Origin of the sequence: Siphonobacter sp. SORGH_AS_1065 (assembly GCF_030818595.1) — a bacterium.
In the GTDB taxonomy this organism is placed as follows: Bacteria; Bacteroidota; Bacteroidia; order Cytophagales; family Spirosomataceae; genus Siphonobacter.
Genome location: NZ_JAUTAM010000004.1, coordinates 2,522,321 through 2,544,013, shown reverse-complemented (window position 1 = coordinate 2,544,013; position 21,693 = coordinate 2,522,321). Strand labels below are relative to the sequence as shown.

Below are 21,693 nucleotides of genomic sequence, written 5' to 3'. Positions count from 1 at the left end.
TCTATTTTTTAGTAACCAATTAATATCCAACCTTATGAAAGCAGCTGTGTTAGAATCCTATGGCTCTGCGGAGCAGTTTATTATCAGAGAAGCATCCACCCCAGACATCAAAGAAGGGCAAATTCTAATTCGGAATGAGGCTTCTTCTGTTAATCCGGTTGATACCATTATTCGTTCAGGAGCGATGAAACTAGCCTCTGGGCTCTTTGGGGATCAGATCATTGGCAGTGATTTCAGCGGTACCGTTATCGCTACCAAGTCTGATAAGTTTAACATTGGTGATGAAGTTTTTGGACATGTTAGTCCGGTAAAAGGCGGAGCTTACGCCGAATATCTCGCTGTCGATGAAGACATCGCAGCGATCAAACCCAAGAACATTAGTTTCGAAGAAGCCGGAAGTCTTTCGCTGGTAGCGACTACTGCCTGGCAGGGTCTGGTGGACCATGGCCAAATCGAAGCAGGGGACGAAGTGCTGATTAATGGCTGTACGGGCGGCGTAGGGAGCATTGCCGTTCAGGTCGCCAAAAGTTGGGGAGCCATTGTCACTGGTATGTGTAGCACTGAACACGTGCAAACGGCCCGTGACCTGGGTTGCGACGAAGTCATTGACTACAAAACCCAATCCATTCCCGCCACCAAACGCTATGATCTGATTTTTGATGCTTCGGGTAAGTTTTCTTTCGACGACATCAAGGATCATTTGACGGAAGAGGCATATTACGTGACTACTCGCCCGGAAATTAAGGACGTGAGTACGGCAATTGATGTCATCTTTCGTAAACAGGTAAGGCCTTTTATGGCGAAACCCAACGGCAACGATCTGGAAAAGATTAAAATGCTGGTGGAGGACGGACACTTGAAGCCATACGTTGCCGAAGCTTTTCCGCTGGAAAATATTACGCAGGCTCACCAGAAACTGGAAGAAGGGCACTTTGTGGGAAAAGTAGCGGTGACTATTTAAAGGTGGATTTGACCGCTCAAATCCCACGATAGTTAAGCTGCTATCATACTCGAATGCTGTTTCGGATTTGCCATCCGAAACTTCCGTCTGTCACGGATTTATAATCCGCCTTCTCAAAATGAAACGGCCCCGAATCGAAAGACTCAGGGCCGTTTTTAGTATAAAGTCAGAAGTAACTACTTCGCGTATTTACTGGAAAACGTACGATAGAGTTTCTTCTGCTTGTCATCAAGGTTTAAGGATTTACCCTGAATATAAGCCTGTTCAACCTTAGCCGTCCGCATGTCCAGAATATCTCCGGCTGAAACGATTAACGTGGCGTGTTTCCCTTTTTCGAGTGAACCTACTACGTTATCGATCCCCAAAATCTTCGCATTATTCAGCGTAACCAGCTTCAAAGCCTCTTCCGCCGTCATGCCATGACCGCCCACGGTTCCAGCTAAAAAAGGCAGGTTACGCGTCCGCCAGTTCAGACCCACATACCCCAAACCTACCGTTAGCCCTTTTTGGGAAAGCAGGTAAGGCAGTTTATAAGGCAAATCCGTATCATCGTCCGTACGGTTGGGTAAACGGTGCGTGGTATTCACGATAATCGGAACATTGTTTTCTTTCAGGAAATCAGCCGCCATTAATGATTCTTCTCCACCAATGATGACTACTTTTTTCACGCCTTTAGCCTTCGCAAAACGTACTGCTTCAATGATTTCCTTGCCATAATCAGCCGCTACGTACAGGTTTTTCGTTCCGTCAAACAGCCCTCGCATAGCTTCCAGCTTCATATTAACAGGCGAAGCCGCTGGCGTTTGAGCATAAGCAATGGCATCGCTAAACAGCTTATCCAATTCGCGGAACTGCTCCTCACGACGATCATTTTTACCGACACTGAATGACCCCGTTTCGAAGTTATATCCCCGGCGGAAGTAACCCGGCCAGTTCACGTGAACGCCGTCGTCTTTCTTCAGAGCGGCATCTTCCCAGTTCCAGCCGTCCAGTTGCATAACGGATGACATGCCCGAGACTACTCCACCAACGGGCGTAGCCTGCGTTAATAAAATCCCATTACCCCGCACGGTTGGAATGACTTCTGAATCGGTATTATAAGCGATCAAAGCCCGCACGTTGGGGGTATAATCGCCTACTTCTTCCTGATCGTTCGTCGCCCGAACGGAGGCAATTTCTACGAGACCTAATTGATTGGAAGGAGAGATTAATCCCGGATACACGTGCTTTCCAGCGACCGAAATGCTTTGCGTTCCGGCGGGTAAGGTCGGCGTTCCGCTGCCTACGTAAGTAATTTTTCCTTTATCAAAAACGACAGTCCCGTTCTGAATGACCTCGCCCGTTCCTACGTGAATGGTGCCTCCCGTCAGGGCAATGGGAGCCGTTTGTGGCGAAGCAGCAGCCTCATTCTGAGCCTGAGCCGTCTTCAGCATCGTGCTGAGTGCCAGTAGGGTAAATACTATCTTTTTCATTAAAATATCTTTAGGATAGCGTTTGAAAAAGTTTGAGATATTAGGCTTGAAAAGTTTGAATAAATATGAGAAGTTTGATCAAACATTCTTTACTTATTCAATCTGTATCCTATCAAACTTTCAAACATCTCAAACTATTATCTAACTCTGTCAAACTTCATCAAACCAATTAAAACCCGCAAGAACCGTCGCAGTTGAACTGACCGAAGAAACGTATGTGGCCTTCTTCTTCCGACAAACCACCCAGAGTATTGCAGTGGAAGTGGCGGGGACGTTGCATGGCTGGACGTTGCGTTGCCGCACCGGAAGCTTTTGCCGTCAGTAACTTCTGGATTAAACGGTTCCGTTCGGTATCAATTTCCTTACGTAATACTTTGTCTTTTTCCAGATCGAAGTAAATTGCTCCTTCAATGATGGTTTTTTCGGGCTTGGCGTATACGGATAAAGGATTGTTATTCCAAAGTACTACGTCGGCATCCTTACCTACTTTGATACTACCCAGACGGTTATCCAGGTGCATCATTTTCGCGGGATTCAGCGTTACCATTTTCCAGGCCTCTTCTTCCGAAACCCCACCATACAATACCGTCTTCGCCGCTTCCTGATTCAATCGACGAGCCATCTCTGCGTCATCGGAGTTAATAGCCGTATTTACACCTACTTTCGATAACATCGCCGCGTTGTAAGGAATCGCGTCTTTTACTTCCATTTTATACGCCCACCAGTCAGAGAACGTCGAACCATTGGCTCCGTGTTTTTTCATTTTGTCGGCCACTTTGTAGCCCTCCAGAATGTGCGTGAAGGTGTTAATGGTAAAGCCCAGTGAATCGGCTACTTTCATTAACATGTTGATCTCCGACTGGACGTAAGAGTGACAGGTAATGAAACGTTTTTTGTTGAGGATTTCCACCAGAGCATCCAACTCCAGATCACGGCGGGGAGCTACCAACGAAGCTTTCTTCGAAGAACCGTTATACTCTTTCCACTCTTTCTCGTAAGCTTTGGCACGAATGAAGGCATCCATCATCACCTGTTCCACACCCATCCGGGTTTGTGGGAAACGCACACGGGCCGCATCGCCCCAGTTCGCCTGCTTTACGTTTTCACCCAAGGCAAACTTGATAAACTGAGCTTCGGGAATGAGTAGATTGTCTGGCGTTTCGCCCCATTTGAGTTTAATAACCGCCGACTGACCACCGATACAGTTCGCAGAACCGTGTAATAACTGTGAGGAAGTAACCCCACCCGCCAGCTGACGATAAATGTTGACGTCTTCCGAGTTCACTACGTCACCCATCCGAACCTCGGAAGTAACCGACTGCGTGCCTTCGTTTACGGAGTACAGGCCAATATGTGAGTGCTCATCGAAGATTCCGGTAGTCAGGTGTTTACCCGTGCCATCAATCACTTTTGCCCCTGAAGGCGTGGAAAGGCTTTTTCCTACTTTCGCGATCTTACCGTTTTGCAGGAGCACGTCCGTGTTGGGAACGATACCGTCTTTTTCGTTCGTCCAAACCGTTGCGTTTTTAATGAGAATCGTCTCAGCTTTGGCTTTTTCTTCGCTTCCGTACCCGGCGAATGGGAAAATCAATTTACCCATTTCATAAGGAGCCGCTTTTCTACTAGAATCCGAACGAGCACGATCCGCCTGGGGAGCTGATTTGTAAGTAGCCAGGAAGGTCAACGGAGCTCCCGTCGCATCGAACCCATCCCCTTTGATGTTCTTACCATCGTAATAAGCAGAAATCCGGTTTTCTCCTTTTTCGGCTTTATTGAGTTTAAACGAAAGGGTTAATAAATCGCCCTGACGAGTTACTTTCGGGGTAATTTTGGTGGTATCTACCTGAATTTGATACGTAGGTTTATCCGCCTTCCCGGTAATGTTCAGTTTCAGATTAGAGCGAGAACCTAAGGCCAGATCGTAAGAGCCACGGAAATCGCTTGCATTCATATCGGTCACGATGTAGCGTGTCCCTTTCACCCAGTTTTCGTACAGGGTGTTCGATTCACTGAATACACTTTCAGAAGAAATCAGGAAGTTGGCCAGCATTCCGGGTTTCAGACTTCCTACCATATCTTCAATTTTCATCAACTGAGCCGGAACTGTCGTCAGAGCTGCCAAAGCCGCTTTTTCATCCAGACCCGCCGCAATGGCTTTCCGAACGTTAGCCATAAAATCCGCTTTACTGCGAAGACCACTAGTGGTAAAGCTAAAGGGAATGGATTGCTTCGCCAGTAACCCAGCATTGGCCGGAGCCATTTCCCAATGCTTCATGTCTGAAAGCGAAACTACGCTTGCATCGAAAGGATCTTCCACATCCAGAGCCGTAGGGTAAGTCACGGGCAGGATGAAGGACAAACCCGTAGCTTTAATTTCCGGTAAACGCTGGTATTCATCGCCGCTGCCTTTGATGATATAGGTTACGCCGAATTCCTTGCCAATTTTAGCCGTGCGTAAGACCCCGAGTTTATCCGTTACTTCAAAAACCTGGGGTAAAGATTGATTCTGATTGAAGGCTTCCAGCGAAAGGTTTGTTTCCGTGCGACCCTTCACGCCTTTATACCACTGAGCATCGTAATACGTCTGACGAACCAGAGCTACTGAGCCCATAAGTGAGTTGGGATAATCCTGCGTAGAACTGCCTTTGGAATACGAGTAATGAGCAGAAACATTCGATTTTAAAAGGGCTTCCTGATCTTTAGCATCCAAAAGAGCCACCAGAGCCGATGTTCCACGAACGATACCATCCTGCGAGTGGGTTACTGCCGAGCCAAAGCCGATGTTCCGTAACTCTGCTGCTTCTTTAGCGTTCCCACTGAACATTTCAGCGGCTTTCACTTCGGGTAACACGGCCTGATTCCAGCCGTAAGCCCCTTTTTTCTTGGATTCCATCTGCGGCGTTCCGCGACCCATGCGAGCCTCCCGCTTTACTTCGGGCATACCATAAGCCGCATACACTTCGACGAACGAAGGATAAATTCGCTTGCCCTTCAGGTCAATTACCTGCGTACCCGTGGGAATTTTTACGTTTTTGCCAACCGCTTCAATCAAGCCGCCCTGAATCAACAGCGTAGCTCCTTCAAGTGTGGTTTGGGCATCGGTAACAATGGTGGCATTGGTGAACGCTACCCGACCGGGCCGCTCATCCTGAACACCGTTCGTGGGGAACGTCGGCGTTTGGGCCATGACCTGCATTCCTGCCAGAATGAGGCATAGCCAGAAGAGTAATCGTTTCTTCATAAACAGATGAAGTATCAATGTGGAAATTAGAGAAGTAAAAACCAAAGATAACCTTCATAAGATAATTCAGAAGAAACCTCATCCATCCCAACGACGAGTAAAAGAAAAGTTGCGACGATGTGTAATAGTCATTCCTTTTGTACTGTTTTCTCTGCGAAAAACAAAATCATTCTGTGTTCAGAATAACAGAATCAGGATATTGAATAAATGTAGAGACGTCCATTGATAGCGTCTCAGTCGGAAGATAGAAATAATTGAAAGGTAATAAAAACCGCCTCTACCCAGAGGCCATCAATGGACGTCTCTACCTTGAAGAAATTTATCGAGGAGTAACTTTTACGCCCGTGGTTGGTGTCTCACCAACCGCTGTTTGCGGCACAAGGGCCTATTTTCTACCTCCAGCTGTCATTCAGAGCAAAGCGAAGAACCTTACCTGAAGCTGGATTTCACTCGTTGACAGTCAGGTTAAGGACATTCGAAAACGTAGAGACGTCCATTTATGGCGTCTCCGCCGGGTAATGGAAATGATAGCAAGGTACCTGAAAACAGCCTCTACCCAGACGCGATAAATCGACGTCTCTACGAAAGAAGAAACCTATTGACCCGTAGGCATTTCCCGAATGTATTCCTGGCAGGTCAGGAACGTTGCCTTCTGTTTTTGAAGCGATACAATCAATTTTTCAAGTCTTTGCAGTAACCTTTCCCCATCCACTTTTTTGACGTAAGAAGGCACGTTATACGACTGAATATCAGCAAATTCCCAGGGATGAAAGTACAGCATTAAAACCTTCCGTTTGTTCAGCGTTTGAGCCGCCCAATAGCGAAATAAAGCCGCAGGCAGATTCTTGAACGATAACCAGAATAAGGGTAAACGAAGCAAAGGCGTTGTTGAACTGGGTAACTCCATCAGACCGTTGCGAAGATGAGGCTGTGGATTTTCGTGCAACAAGTTATAACGTCCGGGCAGGTAAGCCGGATTAATGGAGGCATCATAGGTAATGCCATAATCCAGTAACTTTTCCATGGCAAAAGGCTTCAGTCGGGGCATTCGAAACCCCTTTACCTCCTGCCCGGTTAAGGCTTCCAGTATTTGCTTGGACTCCCGTACATCTTCCATCTGGAATTCATGCCTGGGCGAGTGATACAGTGCGTGCGAAGCAATTTCATGCCGTTCGGCTACGGCCCTGATTAAATCAGGATTCATACGGGCGTAATGGCCCGTCGTGAAAAAGGTAGCCCGAACCTTATATTGATCCAGCAGGGTTAATAAAGACTCCGTGCCCCGCCGCGTGACCTCCATTTGCTCACGCTCGGGTACGAGCTGCCCGTACTCCTCGGGAATATCGAATTCTTCCAGATCAAAAGTCAGCGTAACCGCCTGCATACGTCTCGGGTTGGATTTCTATCATGGGTATTTCCACTGCCGTCGCAACGGGAGCTTTCCGGGTAAAGATACGAACCAGGTTAATGAGTTCCCGCCAAAGCGTCTGCGAGCCAAAGTCACTAAATACCAAACCAGGTTCAGGACTTACCGCCACCGAACGAATCTCTACTTTTCTCTGCATGAGTTTTCGAATCAACTCAATTTCAAACACAAATGAATTGGTTTGCGTGGCCAGCATTTCATTCAATACCTCCCGACGCAGAGCCTTGATACCCGCCTGCGTATCTTTGATTCGGGGGGAAAGCAGAAATACATTCAGCATTTTCAGACACTGGGATATTACCTTCCGCTTGAAAGGTAACTGCCGGAAATACTGTTTACTGCGAGCCCCATACACAAACTGACATCTGGGGTTGACTTGCAGTAACTCCACCATCTCTACCACCGGTTCGATGCCGAAGGGAAAATCAATGTCGGTATAAATAATAATTTCACCGTGCGAAGAAGCCGCCCCTTTACGAATGGAGGCTCCTTTGCCCTGGTTTTCCTGATTGTTTAAGAAAAGAATACCCGTCTCCCGGCTCAAGCGTTCGACTTCTTCCATTTGCAAACGGGTAGAACCGTCGTTTGAAATGATGCATTCAAGTTCGTATGCGGGCCAAATGGCCTTGAGTTCCTGCATACGTTTCAGAATCAAATTACTCCAGCCTTCCGAGGGGTTATAGCAGGGAATAACTAGGCTGATTCTCAGGGGTTCGGTACTTACGTTGTTGAAGCCCACGACTAATCAATTCAAATTGTAAAACAAACCAAATCAGCGTACAGGGAATGACTTTCATGAGGTAGGGATAGAAAAACTCCCTACGCCAGAGGGGGGGACAAAGGTCCGTGGCAGGAAAAATGGCCAGCAAAACGACCAGCACCGCACAGGTATACGCCCAGCGGGGCCGCTTTTCTTTTTCGAGTAAAATATAGAGAGCCGCTCCTTGAATAGCGATGATGTACGTTTGAGCCTCGGCGGCATGATTAAAGAGAATGACCCATAAGCATAAATAAGCCAGTAAACTCAAACGGGTAGCCAGATCCAAGGGCCGGTAAAGCGATTTCAGGAAGTAGAGGCTCCAGGTTAAGGCCAGTAGTAACAAACCTACCACCTGCACCTTTCCCACGGCTTCAAAAGTCGGCTGTACCAGTTTAATGAGGCCCATGATGGAAAAGCCGTAATTGACTTTGTAGTCGGCCTGTAAGCAGGCTATCCATTGCTGATATACTTCTACAAAACGACTCCAGCCCAGCAGAGGTAAGGGCAGAAAAGTCAGGATCAGTAACCAGCCCAGCGAACTGAAGATATACCGCCAGGGACGCGGATAAAACAAGAACATTCCGGCGAAAATCAGCCCGTACCCCTTGATGCAGAAGGCCAACAGTGGAAATAAAGCAGCCCAACCCATTTTCCCCTTTTCAAGAAAAGCGAAGGTTAACAAACCCAGAGCTATAATAAGTGGATTGGTTTGCTGATAATGCAACGCAAATACTACTTCCAGAAAAACAAACCACCAGCAAAATAGCTTTTGCGAGTACGTCACTGGCAACTGCCGGATGGCGTAGAAGAGTACCAGAGCACTCGCAGCCGTCCAGAGTGGCATGCCTAACCAAATGGGGAGGTAGGAAAAAGGACTGAAGAAAAGGCAAAAGCTGGGATGATAGAGGAAAATATCAAAGTACTCAGCCGGGTACTCTACGTACGGATTAGTACCCGCCAGCAGGTGTACAAACGACTGCCGGAAGATGAGGTAATTGTTGTAATATTTGGGGCCCATGAAATAATGCTGGATGCCCACGATCAGACCCATTAGCAGAAAACTAACGAGCACTGTCCCTTCTTTCGAAAAGAAGGCCTTAATTTTTTTCATGCAATGGGGTGAGTAACTATGAAAGCAAAAGTATACACTTTTTAAGTGAAGTATTACATACTTAATAATTAATAAGAATTAAATTATTTTAATATTCAATCCAGCTTATCTGATTTTTCAGGTTTTTTTTCTTTTATACCAGTGGTCGCTTAGAATGTTGCTTTGGTAGAAGTAATGAATAGGTTCATCTTACTAATAAGCATATCTCAGTATCTGTTAATCAATGAATTGAATGTATCTAAAGTCATCCTCCCTTGTACTATTTATAGGTTTAGGTCTGGTAATTTCAGGCTGTAGCCGAATTCACTCATCAGTCAGAACTAGTTATTGTCAACCTGCTTTTCATGTCGAAGATCCCTACATTCCCTTAACCAATACGGACTCGCTACTCAAGCATACGACGGGTTTAAGTCCTTACTTCTCCAGTCATGATCTTCTGATGGCAAACGCCACCGGAACCTTGACTTTTCTGGAAAAGCTGATTCAGAAACAGGCAGATTCTTCGCTGGCAGGCAAGGTGAATCGGCTTCACCTGAAGAATGAACTACAGAACCGACTTCTGTTAGTAAGTACGGAACTTAATTCCTTTTCAGCCGAGCTGGACTGCGAGGGCGAACGAGCCGATCAACTGGCCTCGTATCTGGACGAACGGGCGGATCACCGAAACGATTTACTCACGGTAGCCTCCATCACCGTGGGTGCTTTAACTACCATTTTAACCGTAGCTATTCCCTCCGACGCAACCCAGAAAACGGTAGGTCTGGTGGGTGGTCTGATGAGCGGGGGCTTAGGGGGAAGTAGTTTGATTAAAGGTCGGAAAGTACAGTTCGACCATCCCAGAAATGTACTGAGGGACATTTGGTTAATGCCTGAGAAATCTGAAGTCTACACGCCTTTCATTTGGTACATGCTCAATGAAAAAAGCTTCAGCAATGAGCATAAACAGGGAATTATCCGCTCCATCCACGACCGCTGGTTAACCCTGGCATTTGATGGCGACAAGGGAGGAAAAAAACAGCAATTATTGTTTGGTAAAGGCGGCACCTACAAAGCCGAAGATTTGCACACCCGGGCTGATTTGCTGAATCAGTTACAATCCAGCATTCGTTCGCTTAATCAGGATTTGCAGAGTTTTGTAATGGCGGTAAACCGTTTGCCCTAAGGAGTGATGCCTTACATTTCGATGTCGCAAATAGTAGAAAAATGCATGGATAATGCTTCAGTGCCGCATAAGCGGACTAACAGTGCGTTCATGCACCGCTGCCAGCGGATGTCTGAAAATTAGTATCTTCTCAATCCAACCCTTTCTCTTGTTCAAGGGTCTTATTAGTAAAAACCCACTTTATCATGCGTTATCTTTTACTTATTCTTTTACTCGGCTTAGGTCTGGGCTGTAACAAAAAAGACGTAATACCCAACACCTGTGGCGTTAAACGCCCGCTCAAAGATTTGTCCTGGTTGAAGGCTAAGACGCAGGCAGTTGAGTCAATTTCTCAGGCTCGTTATCAGGATCAGACGGTTTATGTAACCGCAACTTCCAGCCGTGGTATTGCTGGTGCACTTGTAACAATCTATAGCTGCGATGGTACCAAGCTGTGTGATTTTATGTTAGTACGCATTCATAATCAGCCTGGTCTATGCGAGATATATTCTCAATTAACAGATGAGAAAGTAATTTTTGAACAAAATCTTTACAACTGGTAGCTGAGGATACTGAGGCTGGTACAGTGTTTGTTACAGGTTTCCTGAACCAACTCTACCAAGCCATGAGTACAAAAATTGATCGTCGGGACGACGTCAATCCCGAAGAAGGGGAACGGAAATACGGAGATGTTTCCTTCGCCGATACTACCAATAACAAATATCCCATCGATACGCCTGAACACATCCGGGCGGCCTGGAGTTATATCCATCACAAAGACAATGCCTCTACATATGACTCGGATGAATTGGAATTAATTAAAAGTCGGATTCGGCAAGCTGCCGAACAACACCATATTGAAATAAAAAATGAGTAACAATGCGTCGCATTATTACTCATTTTTTATTTTTGGATAAGTATTTTCAACCTTAAATTATTTCATCGATGAATTTAATTCTGCATTTGCTACTTGACGCAGCTGTCATTTTTGGTCTGGCCTATGTGATGCCCCAAGTTGACGTGAAGAGTTTTGGAAAAGCTTTTCTGGTTGCTATTATCCTGGCTTTTCTAAACGTTACGATTGGCTGGCTTTTACGCGGAGTCGGTAATCTGGTTACCTTCTTCGCTTTGTCATTTGTCATTCGGCTGGTCGTTACGGCTCTTTTACTAAAGCTGGTCGACTCGTTCATGAGCAGTCTCACCATTCAGGGTTTCTGGCCCGCGTTGGTCATCGCCCTGGCAGTTGCCGTGGCTGGAGCTGTTCTGGATCAGGTGCTTGCTCCTACTCCTGCCGCTACTTATGACTCGGTTACGCAACTCATGCCGGTGTCATTAATACAAACTTTTTAAGCTACTGGCCCAGCCAGCTTTGTAGAATTTCTTTTTGTAACGGTGAAGCTTGTGGCAGGTAAGAAAGGGTAAAATCTTTCGTTCCTTTTTGTCCAAGCGTCACCGTTATTTCTTTGATCTTTCCATTCTGCCATACCTTCATTTTCACCATTTCTCCTACTTTGCGGTCCTTCCAAATAGCATCTAACGCTGTTGGCCGCTGATCGTCTATTTCAAGTATAGCGACCTTACTCCGCAAGCCCGCTTTCCAGGCAGGAGATTCGTACTCTACGTTTGTAATGAGTAATGAATCACCTTTGGTTGCCGCATTAATGCCCAACCACCCGCCGGCTAGGGCTTTTGTGGTGGTATCTATCGCCAGCCCAGCGTAACCGAAATATTTTGGGTAATTGATTTCCTGCGTAGTAGAAGCATAATCGAAGATTTCTTGCAGCGAAGTTCCAGCGATTCTCTCGCAGCCTTTTCTAAATTCATCTTCTGTAAAACCTCTTTGCTTTTTCTGGTAATATTGCTGATAGAGCAATCGCATGACATCATCAAGCGACTTCTTATTGTGAGTTTCATGTCGAATAGCGAAATCGAGCATGGCTCCGAGCACAGGGCCTTTGTTGTAATATGAAATCGTTTTATTAACCTCATCTCCTGTTCGTCCAAACGGTCCATCTTCCCAGGTTTCGTAACTCGACTGTGTAGCCGATTGAAACAAATGGCCGGGCTTATTTTCATAACTCTGAATTTCCTTCTGGAAAGCTTTCATTAACTCTTCGTCTGTCATCAATCCAGCCCGCTTTACCGCCAGGTATTCATAATAAACCGTAAATCCCTCTGATACCCAGAGCATTTTGGTTTTATTTTTCTGATCATAATCAAAAGGTCCCAGTTCGATGGGACGAATACGTTTAACATTGTAATGATGAAAATATTCGTGAGCCAGAAAGTTATACATCTTCAATTTTCCGGATCGTGTATTCATCTGCTTGCCACTGAAACTCACGGCAGTGGAATTCAAATGTTCAATCCCACCTCCACCGGGACCAATCGCAATAAAGGTGTAGTGTTTGTAGGGAATATCACCAATAACCTGGGAAGCCTGCTCTACAATTTTTTTAAGATCAATGATGAACGTTACCCGATCAAATTCGCCCATGTTATATCCTACGAAATAATGCGGAATGCCCTTCACTTCAAACGGTACTAATTCCTCCGTCTTTCCAATCAGAATGGGGCTGTCGTATAAAATATCAAAATTCGGAGCAATGTAGGTTTTTGGCAAACCTGCCAGGGAATCCAGTCCCGTCGCAATACGAGGATTCCAGGAAGAATCAGGTACAAAAGTGACCGTTACCTTCTGATTCAACTGGCCCCTCGGGTATAGGAATAAACCCGCTGGAGAGATATAAGCCCGGTTTTCATCCAGATAGTTGCTAGCTACGAAAGACATACCTGTCCGAACCTGATACTTTACTTTTAAGGTTTTACTACCACCCGTCCGAACCTGCCAGGTACTAGGTGTGGACTTCTCGAACGGCAGAATTTTACCTGCTTCATCACTGGCCTCGAAACCTTCTACCGATTTGGCATAATTCATCAGTTGGTAATATCCCGGCGTCCAGACTGGCATTTTCAGCTCAAGCACGGAGGAGGTAAGCCCGGTATACGTAAAACTTACCTGATAAATATGGTTTTGAGGGTTTTCCATCCGAACCGTATAGGCGATCGACTGAGCCCAGATCGTATTAGAAAAGAAGAGAAGCAAAAGGCTTACTATACCTTTGTAAAAACGCAGCATATTAATGAAAGAAAGAATGTTATATTCCATAAACACCATCAATAATACCGCATATTGATTCTTTTACAAAATAATATTTCATAAGGCTTTTTAGTAAAAAAGCCCGGCTGGGCCGGGCCTGAATCTCTTATTAACTATTAATTAAGACAATAAAAAGGCCTGCTGAGTTTTCAGCAGGCCTTTTTAATCAACAATAAACTTCTAATTACTTTTCACCTTTACCACCCACAGAACCCGAAGCTCCCGTGGTTTTTCCGGCATTTTTCACGTATTTGTCGAGCCAGTTATTCATTTCGCTCAACATGTGCATGAGTGACTCCTGCGAATCATAATGGTGACTTTCGTAAGGTAAAAATACCAGTTTCGCTGTTGCTCCCATTCCTTTCAACGCATTGAAATAACGCTCGGACTGCACCGGGAAAGTGCCCGTGTTGTTATCCGCTTCTCCGTGAATTAGCAACAGGGGGGTCTTCATTTTATCAGCGTTCATAAACGGCGACATCGTATTGTAGACATCCGGTGCCTGCCAGTAGGTGCGTTGCTCATTCTGGAAACCGAATGGCGTTAACGTCCGGTTATACGCACCACTCCGGGCAATACCTGCCTTAAACAACTTGCTATGCGTTAATAAATTGGCGGTCATGAAAGCTCCGTATGAGTGCCCTCCTACGCCTACGCGGCTGGAATCTACCACACCCATTTTCACGCCCGTTTCAATGGCAGCTTTGGCTGAAGCTACCAATTGTTCAACGTATGTATCGTTAGGCTCTTTGTCACCTTCGCCGATGATGGGGATAGAGGCATTGTCGAGAATCGCATAACCCATCGTAACGAAAGCCGCCGCACCCCAGAAACTGATGGCGTTGAATTTATAAGGCGAACCACTCACCTGACCAGCCGCATCCTTGCTCTTGAACTCAGCCGGATACGCCCACAGGAATGTAGGCAATGGACCGTCTTCTTTTTTATACCCCGCAGGCAGGTATAACGTTGCCGTTAAGTCTACGCCGTCGTTACGCTTGTAGCGAAGCACCTGTTTCTGAATCCCTTTCAGTTGTGGATAAGGATCGGGGAAGAAGCTTACCTGCGTCAGAGCTGTTTCGTTTTTCTTCTTCTTGGCGTTAAAATTCAGGTTACGAACGAAGTAATTCGGATTCTGGTCAACGGCTTCGCGACGGGTCAATACTTCGCCTTTTTCCGCATTCAGAATGCTTACTGGAATTTCGAAGTAAGGTGCTTCTGAACGCCAGATGATTTTATTCTCCTTCGTTTTCAGGTTTAGCACACTCACAAACGGACGATCGCCCTCGGGAGAGGCTCCGGTTGTGTTGAGGTAATAGACTTCATTTTTTGCATTAATGTCCAGCACCTGACGACCGTACTGATTTTTCTTTGTTTCGGGCTGACCAGGATCGGAGTATTTGTCTTCGAACGAACGGTCTAACAGCACAACGGGATTAGCAGGGTCGGAAGGATTCAGAATCTTCGTCACCAGTTTCCGGTTTTGCCACCAGCGTTCAGAAACGATGGCCGTTGTAGCGTTCCCCCAAACTACGCCACCGAAACGCAACGCACTTGAGTATAAATCTTTTGCTTCGCCAGAGAAGGGAGCTTCCAGAGCTTTCAATACATCGCGAATCGCTACTTTCTTACGGGAATCGCCGCCGTCTTTAGGCTCTACCCAGGTTACCGTTGCAGGCACGTCGGCACGCCAGTTGTAGTTACGAGGAAAAGGAATCATGGCGTCAGAACCCCAGGGAGCATTTTCTACCAGCGGGTTATCCGTCAGCATTTTAATGGCGGATCCGTTCGTATCAAAAATCTCTACTTTCGAAGGGAAATAACGCAGCGGAACGATGTACGAGAAAGGACGGTGCACGCTTTCAACTAATACGTATTTACCATCGGGAGAAGGCGTTGCGTCACGTACCAGCATGGGCTGACCGATATTCTTCACCGAACCATCCAGTCCTAATTTCACGACCTGAGCGGTGGCGTAATACTCAAACTGCTTTTCGTCCGATGGGTTTTTCAGCAAATCCTGATACGTAGGAGCCTGACCTTTTTTACCCAGGTTTTCCTGAATGGTCGGCCCTACGGGTACGCGACTTACTTCAGGAGCCGCTCCGCGAGAGGCAGGAACAGTAGTAACGATCAGAGACTGAGCATCAGAAACCCAGCTCACGGGGGAACCTAAAGCGGCATTCAGGGCCAGGTCGGTAACCTTGCGAGCTGTAGCCGTAGCCACGTCGATGACGTATAACTCGATTTTTGTATCTGTCGAGTTAGTAAAGGCGATTTTCGCATCATCGGGCGACCAGCTCAGGTTAGAAATCGCGGCCTTTTGAGGTAAGCCTTTGACCTGAATTTCTTCCTTACCATTCAGTTTACGCAACTTCAGGTTGATAAGCGGGAAACCACGGCTGGGACCGTTATTAGCGGGGTTAATCCGCAGACCAGCGATGCGTAACTCGGGTTGAGATAACTCAGCGATGGAAGGGTTTGCAGCCCGTTCGGTAATAATGACCCACTGCCCTTTAGAGTCTACACTAAAACCGGGCGTTGGCGGCGTATTTACTAAATCGGCCAGAGCTTTCGGCGGCGTCTGATACGTGGCGTCCTGAGCCTGTACAAACGAAACCATACCCAAGGCCAGAACCAGCACAAGGAGTTGTTTTTTCATGCAAGAATTTGTTAGGAGATGAAGTTCAGTACTTCGGTAATCCAATGCTCTAATTGGATGAACAAGTTAAGAGATTGCCGAAGCCTTTGCCCGCCGATTCGACCAACGGTTTAAAATCGGATACAACAGCACTGCTCCCAGTATCAAAGAAGCTCCCGCATAGAAGCCCGCCGTCATTTTTTCAGCACTTCCAAAAATGAGAAAGGCAAGGACAATCCCATAAATCGGCTCCAGGTTAGTGGTCAAATTCATGACAAAAGCAGAGAACGTCTGGAATAAACGTACAAAAGCCGCGTAGGCATAAACGGTACAGACACCCGCCAGAATAAGCACCCAAAGCCAGTCCCAACCCTGCGGAATAAGATTCATTTTTTCTTCAGGAGCAATCAGGAAGTAATAAATGGGCAGAAAGATCGCCGTGCTTATCCAGGCCCCGGCCATTTCGTAGGCCGTGATCCGACGAGGCTCTAACGTCCTTGCAAAAAGGGAATTGAAAATGGAAAATAAAGCCGATAACAACGCTGCCACCACGGACATGGTTAATCCTAAGGCATGGTTAAACTCGAACAGGAAAATCAGGTATAAGCCTACCATCACTAATAATCCAAGAAAAACCTCCACTAGACTCAGCCGACGATGGGTAAAAAGGGGTTCGAGTAAAGCCGTCCATAAAGAACTCGTGGATAAACCTGCGAGGCATACCGAAACGTTGGAAACCCGGGCCGAGCCGAAAAATAATATCCAGTGCAGAGCCACCAATCCACCCGTCAGCAACAGACGAATGATTAATCCGGCGGAAGCTTTAGACGTACTTTTCTGAGTTTTTAGAAAAGCCCACATCCCGACCGTAGCCAGGCCCGTTCGCCAGAAGACCAAAGCCAGCGGCGGAATACTAATCAATTGACCTAAAATGGCCGTAAAGCCAAAAATCAGCACCACAAAGTGTAGCTGCAAATACGATTGTAACGATGGTTTCATGGGAGAGTTTGGGAAGTTTTGAGTTTAGGGTTTAAAACAGTTCTGGTATCTCCAGTAACTCAAAACCCTAAACTCAAAACTCGAAACACAAACTATTTAGGGACGGTTCGGTATAGAACCAGGCCAATGATAGAGAATACGATATTGGGTAGCCAGACGGCCAGGAAGGGATCGAACGCTCCTTTCTTGGCAATGCCGCTACTCATCATGAAGAAGAGGATATAAACAAAGGCCAGACCAAAACCGAGGGCGATCTGGAACCCCACGCCTCCGCGTGATTTACGGGCCGAAACGATAACGCCAATGGCGGTCAAAATGATGATACCGAAAGGATTAGCGATCCGGGTATAACGTTCAATCTGAAATAACACCACCCCTTCGGCTCCGCGACTCTGAAGTTTGGCGATGTGATTGTTAAGCTCGGAAAGGGTGAAGGTTTTCTCCAGATTGTTCGTATTTTCAAAATCCTTGGGTTCCAGAGCAATCGTGGTATCTATTAACTTTCCATACGTCATGGTTTCACCCGTTTCGGTAATGGTTCGAATGCTATAGTCTACCGCCGACCATTTCTTAATCTCCGGTTTCCAGACGATGTAAGCAGCCGAAAGCTTCTGAACCAGCTTATTATCCTCAAACTTTTCCAGCGTAAACTTATCGCCCTGCTGTGTGGTGTTGTTATAACTGGAAAGATAGGCGTACACACTAGGGCCTACCTGAATATGAACGTCGCGTTTGTCGAAGTAATAGGTACCCCCCTCAACGTATTTCTGCTCAAAAGCCAGTCGCTTTTTGTCAGCTGCTGGAATTACATAGGCTACCAGACAGAAAATAATACCGGCAATCAGCGTGGAGGCCATCATATACGGACGCATGAAGCGAATAAAGCTAACGCCAGTACTAAAAATGGCAATGATTTCGGTCTTTGCCGCCATGTTGGCCGTAAAGAAAACGACCGTAATAAACACCATCAACGGGCTTACGTAATTCGCCCAGAAAATGGCCAGGTTCATGTAATACGTAACCAGTAGTTCGTACGTGGAAGGTTTATAACGAATGAAGTTTTCTACCTTTTCGGTATAGTCGATTACTAAAATAATCAGCGTTACGAGCGAAACGACGAAGACATAAGTCGTCAGGAATCGTTTAAAAATATACCAGTCTAGTATTTTCACTGCCTATGAGTTGTCTGTGGTCAGTTTGCGGTTTTCAGGGATGACTTGTAAAAAATGGAATCCTTCAGCCCTGATTTATCAATGTCAACCCAGCCTTCTGAACATTCCTGATTCTATCCTTCACTCATTCCCTCATTGAACTTAAACTGAAAACTTAATCAAAATATTTCTGGCCACTTCGTAACTGACAAAAGAAGGGCCGGATTCGTTTATTTTCAATAGCATGGATCGGTCGAAGTCATTGATTTCCAGCACCGAAACTACACTTCCGGGAATTAATCCCGCTTTACTTAAAAATTGCAAAAAAGAAGCGGCGTGCTCAGAAACGCCCATCATCGTTACCTGTTTCCCGGCGGTTACTTCGCAAAGCTTCTCGTACTCAGCGGAAGGCATCTTCCCCGCTGCCGTCGGAATGGGGTCACCGTGCGGATCAGAAACGGGAAAATCCAGGAACGCATCCAAACGGTTAATAAGTTCTTCCGAAGCAATATGTTCGAGTTCTTCCGCAATGGGATGTACTTCGTCCCAGCGAAAACCCAGCTTCTGAACCATAAAGACTTCCCAAAGTCGATGCCGACGGATCACCTGCAAAGCTACCTCCTGCCCTTCCGGAGTTAACCGAACGCCCTGATACTTCTTGTAGTGGACTAGATTTTTTTCAGCTAGCTTACGTAACATATCCGTCACCGAAGCCGCTCGCGTCTGTGTTTGTTCCGCCAGGGCGTTGGTACTGACTTCATCTGCACCGGAGCCGGACAGATGATAGATCAGTTTCAGATAGTTCTCTTCTGCTAATGAAGCCATTCAAGTTTTCGGAAGTTGGCTGCAAAGGTAGATTCTCACCGTGCAAAATAAAAATTTAGGTGAGTCTAAATTTTTTTTTTGATTTAACAAAACCTTCATTACATTTGTTTTACTCATTCAGACATTGCACACACAATCAGACGAATAGATCAATAATAGATGAATACGCCTATACCCAACACAGATCATAAATATAATTTATTGGAGCAGTCCCTTCCCGAATCTCATGCATCTATCCAGATTCCGCACAATGCCAGTAACTGGAAAAAGTTCATGGCTTTTGTTGGTCCTGGTTTAATGGTAGCGGTGGGTTACATGGACCCCGGTAACTGGGCAACCGATATTGAAGGTGGTTCGCGGTTTGGCTACACCCTTCTTTCCGTGGTACTGATCTCCAATCTCTTCGCGATGGTTCTACAGCATCTAGCCTTAAAGCTAGGCATTGCGACCGGACGAGATCTAGCCCAGGCTTGTCGCGATCATTTCTCCAAACCCGTTGGATTTATCCTTTGGATATTTGCCGAAATTGCCATTGCCGCTACCGATGTGGCCGAAGTCTTAGGTTCTGCCATTGCCCTGAATCTGCTTTTTGGACTCCCCCTTACGGTGGGCGTGGTCATTACCATTCTGGACGTTCTGGTGATTCTGTATTTTCAGAATAGGGGATTCCGGGCGTTGGAAAGTATTGTGGGGGGGTTAATCTTCGTGATTCTCTGTTGCTTTGTGTATCAGATGATTGCGTCTAATCCCAGCCTCCCAGCCATTGTTCAGAACCTGATTCCCAAACCTGAAATCATCACCAACGGCCCCATTCTCTACGTGGCCATCGGCATTTTAGGAGCGACTGTGATGCCGCATAATCTATACCTGCACAGTAGCATTGTGCAAACCCGTAATTTTAATCGGGACGATACTGGCAAGCGGGAAGCCATTAAGTTTGCCACGCTTGATTCCACGATTTCGCTATTCCTGGCCTTCTTCATCAACGCCGCCATTCTGATCGTAGCCGCCGCTGCTTTTCACGCTACCGGCAATCAGGATGTGGCCGACATTACCGATGCTCATCGTTTACTCGATCCCGTTTTGGGGGTGAAGCTGGCGAGTATTTCATTTGCCGTAGCTCTACTTGCCGCCGGACAAAACTCTACCGTTACTGGAACTCTGGCGGGGCAAATCGTTATGGAAGGTTTTCTGAATCTGCGACTGAAGCCCTGGGTTCGCCGCTTGTTAACCCGCTCGATTGCCATTATTCCGGCTTTTGTAGCTACAGCATGGTACGGCGAAAAAGGTACCTCCGAGTTACTGGTTTTCAGTCAGGTAGTGCTTTCCATTCAATTGAGTTTCGCGGTTATCCCATTAGTTATGTTTACCTCGAACGCCAAAATGATGGGAGCATTTGTAAACTCTTCGGTACTGAAAGTTGTGAGCTGGGTTATTGCGGGAATTATTCTGTTACTGAATAGCTACCTGCTGATCCAAACGATTTAGTCAGGGTCTCTTATACCATTGTCCATTTTTCATCACCATCGTTACCTTTCTTAAGGCAGAAATGGTTTCAGTCGGGTTACCTTCTACGGCAATCAAGTCGGCGAGGTAACCCGATTTTATTTCCCCCAACTGCTTCATTTCAAATATTTTCGCGGGAACGGAAGTCGCCGAGCGTAACACGTCCAGTGGTTTCATGCCATAGGTGTTCATTAATTCCATTTCCCGAACATTATCACCGTGGGTAAAGACACCCACATCGCCCCCCATCACAATCGCCACGCCCGATTCCAAAGCGGCTTTGAAGCTTTTCCGTTTTTGCTGAACACGTTCGGGTTCAGCTTCCTGCCCTTTTTTCCAGCCGCGATACTGCGAAATGGCATCACTGGCCGCTAAGGTTGGGCAATAAGCCACGCCTTTATCTTTCATTAACTGAAATAACTCTGCGGTAGCGGCATCCCCGTGCTCAATGGTTTTGCATCCGCCCAAAATCGCTCTGCGAATGCCTTCTTCGGTAGAAGCATGGGCCACTACCGACCGGCCCGATGAGGCAGCTACTTTCACCATTAACTCAATTTCTTCCTGAAGAAACGTCGCTTTCGCTTCGCCCATTAACCCCCAGCGATAGTCGGCGTAAATTTTCACGACGTCAATGCCACGCCCTATTTGTCCGCGAACAGCTTGTATTAATCGGTCGTTACCGTCGGCCTCTTCGGCTCCCTGCGGTACATTCGAGCGAGTATTATACCCTTTCGGGCCATAGCTTCCCGTAGCAATCAACGCCCGTCCGACCGTAATCATCCGCGGGCCGGGAATAATGCCTTTTTCAATGGCCTGTTTCAGACCCACATCATCGAAATCGGCTCCTTCCGTTCCTAAATCCCGAACGGTAGTAAACCCAGCTAATAAGGTCTTTTCCGCATGAATAACCGCCCGAGCGGCCCGTTCCATCGGTGATTCCTTCAAGACCTGATCGTCCCAGGACGTTTCGTTATACGGATGTAAAAACAGGTGGGAATGACCTTCTACTAAACCGGGTAACAAAGTCTGATTCTTGAGAATGATTTCTTCCGTTCCCTCCGGCTTCTTGAGGTTAGCCCCCACGGCTTCAATTTTATTATTAATGACTAATACCTGCCAGTTCGTATGTACCTCTTTCCCATCAAAAACCCGATCAGGAATCAATAAGTACGGTTTTGAAGATTGAGCATTCACTAGCGTGCTTAGGAAAACCAAGAATACTAAAAGTCGTTTCATCAGGATGGGAAATGAGGAGTTATGCTTTTAAGATGAGGTTAATGAAATCATCCTCTTCCGGAG

Annotated in this window: 17 protein-coding genes; 6 read left to right on the top strand and 11 right to left on the bottom strand. The window is 46.5% G+C overall.

Translation table 11 applies throughout. The features are described from left to right. Positions 1–34 precede the first annotated feature (34 nt). Positions 35–961 (top strand): NAD(P)-dependent alcohol dehydrogenase, encoded by a 927-nt coding sequence (locus QE390_RS11245; RefSeq protein ID WP_307142205.1) that lies wholly within the window; start codon positions 35–37, stop codon positions 959–961. A 176-nt stretch (positions 962–1,137) separates the two neighbouring features. Here the strand turns inward: QE390_RS11245 and QE390_RS11240 are convergent, their stop codons facing one another. From QE390_RS11240 to QE390_RS11220, 5 genes are all read right to left on the bottom strand, one after another. Next, the gene (locus QE390_RS11240) at positions 1,138–2,433 is read right to left on the bottom strand and encodes an amidohydrolase family protein (protein ID WP_307142204.1); all 1,296 of its coding nucleotides are present in this window, start codon (positions 2,431–2,433) and stop codon (positions 1,138–1,140) included. 169 nt (positions 2,434–2,602) lie between these two features. After that, positions 2,603–5,674: an amidohydrolase family protein gene (locus QE390_RS11235; protein ID WP_307142203.1), complete on the bottom strand. Its 3,072-nt coding sequence runs from the start codon at positions 5,672–5,674 to the stop codon at positions 2,603–2,605. A gap of 595 nt (positions 5,675–6,269) precedes the next feature. After that, the gene (locus QE390_RS11230) at positions 6,270–7,058 is read right to left on the bottom strand and encodes a polysaccharide deacetylase family protein (RefSeq protein WP_307142202.1); all 789 of its coding nucleotides are present in this window, start codon (positions 7,056–7,058) and stop codon (positions 6,270–6,272) included. Further along, positions 7,033–7,740, bottom strand: a complete 708-nt coding sequence (locus tag QE390_RS11225) for a glycosyltransferase (RefSeq protein WP_232793800.1) — start codon at positions 7,738–7,740, stop codon at positions 7,033–7,035. The genes QE390_RS11230 and QE390_RS11225 overlap by 26 nt, the downstream gene beginning before the upstream one ends. 37 nt (positions 7,741–7,777) lie before the next feature. Further along, positions 7,778–8,971 carry a glycosyltransferase family 87 protein gene (locus tag QE390_RS11220; RefSeq protein ID WP_307142201.1) on the bottom strand — a complete coding sequence of 398 codons (1,194 nt, stop codon included), beginning with the start codon at positions 8,969–8,971 and terminating at the stop codon, positions 7,778–7,780. A 232-nt stretch (positions 8,972–9,203) separates the two neighbouring features. Between QE390_RS11220 and QE390_RS11215 the strand changes: the two genes are divergently transcribed. The 4 genes from QE390_RS11215 to QE390_RS11200 all read left to right on the top strand — a co-directional run bounded on the left by QE390_RS11215 (position 9,204) and on the right by QE390_RS11200 (position 11,462). Beyond that, positions 9,204–10,133, top strand: coding sequence for a hypothetical protein (locus QE390_RS11215; protein ID WP_307142200.1), 930 nt, complete (start codon positions 9,204–9,206; stop codon positions 10,131–10,133). A 185-nt stretch (positions 10,134–10,318) separates the two neighbouring features. Further along, positions 10,319–10,675, top strand: a complete 357-nt coding sequence (locus QE390_RS11210) for a hypothetical protein (RefSeq protein ID WP_307142199.1) — start codon at positions 10,319–10,321, stop codon at positions 10,673–10,675. 62 nt (positions 10,676–10,737) lie between these two features. Beyond that, complete coding sequence (locus QE390_RS11205; protein ID WP_307142198.1) at positions 10,738–10,989, top strand: DUF6582 domain-containing protein; 252 nt, start codon at positions 10,738–10,740, stop codon at positions 10,987–10,989. A gap of 68 nt (positions 10,990–11,057) precedes the next feature. Beyond that, positions 11,058–11,462, top strand: coding sequence for a phage holin family protein (locus tag QE390_RS11200; protein ID WP_307142197.1), 405 nt, complete (start codon positions 11,058–11,060; stop codon positions 11,460–11,462). A gap of 1 nt (position 11,463) precedes the next feature. Here QE390_RS11200 and QE390_RS11195 read toward each other — a convergent pair whose 3' ends face one another. From QE390_RS11195 to QE390_RS11175, 5 genes are all read right to left on the bottom strand, one after another. After that, complete coding sequence (locus QE390_RS11195) at positions 11,464–13,281, bottom strand: M61 family metallopeptidase (RefSeq protein ID WP_307142196.1); 1,818 nt, start codon at positions 13,279–13,281, stop codon at positions 11,464–11,466. 175 nt (positions 13,282–13,456) lie between these two features. Further along, complete coding sequence (locus QE390_RS11190) at positions 13,457–15,934, bottom strand: prolyl oligopeptidase family serine peptidase (RefSeq protein WP_307142195.1); 2,478 nt, start codon at positions 15,932–15,934, stop codon at positions 13,457–13,459. 66 nt (positions 15,935–16,000) lie between these two features. Next, positions 16,001–16,912, bottom strand: a complete 912-nt coding sequence (locus QE390_RS11185) for a DMT family transporter (RefSeq protein WP_307142194.1) — start codon at positions 16,910–16,912, stop codon at positions 16,001–16,003. A 92-nt stretch (positions 16,913–17,004) separates the two neighbouring features. Continuing rightward, a complete protein-coding gene (locus QE390_RS11180; RefSeq protein WP_307142193.1) occupies positions 17,005–18,084 on the bottom strand; it encodes an LptF/LptG family permease in 1,080 nt (359 codons plus the stop codon). A gap of 141 nt (positions 18,085–18,225) precedes the next feature. Continuing rightward, on the bottom strand, positions 18,226–18,888 hold the full coding sequence (locus tag QE390_RS11175; RefSeq protein WP_307142192.1) for a metal-dependent transcriptional regulator: 663 nt from the start codon (positions 18,886–18,888) through the stop codon (positions 18,226–18,228). Between the two features lie 159 nt (positions 18,889–19,047). Here QE390_RS11175 and QE390_RS11170 point away from each other — a divergent pair, with 159 nt between their 5' ends. Then, complete coding sequence (locus tag QE390_RS11170) at positions 19,048–20,376, top strand: Nramp family divalent metal transporter (protein WP_307142191.1); 1,329 nt, start codon at positions 19,048–19,050, stop codon at positions 20,374–20,376. Here the strand turns inward: QE390_RS11170 and QE390_RS11165 are convergent, their stop codons facing one another. Continuing rightward, entirely contained in the window at positions 20,377–21,630 is a 1,254-nt protein-coding gene (locus QE390_RS11165; RefSeq protein WP_106637956.1) for an amidohydrolase family protein, read from the bottom strand. Positions 21,631–21,693 lie beyond the last annotated feature (63 nt).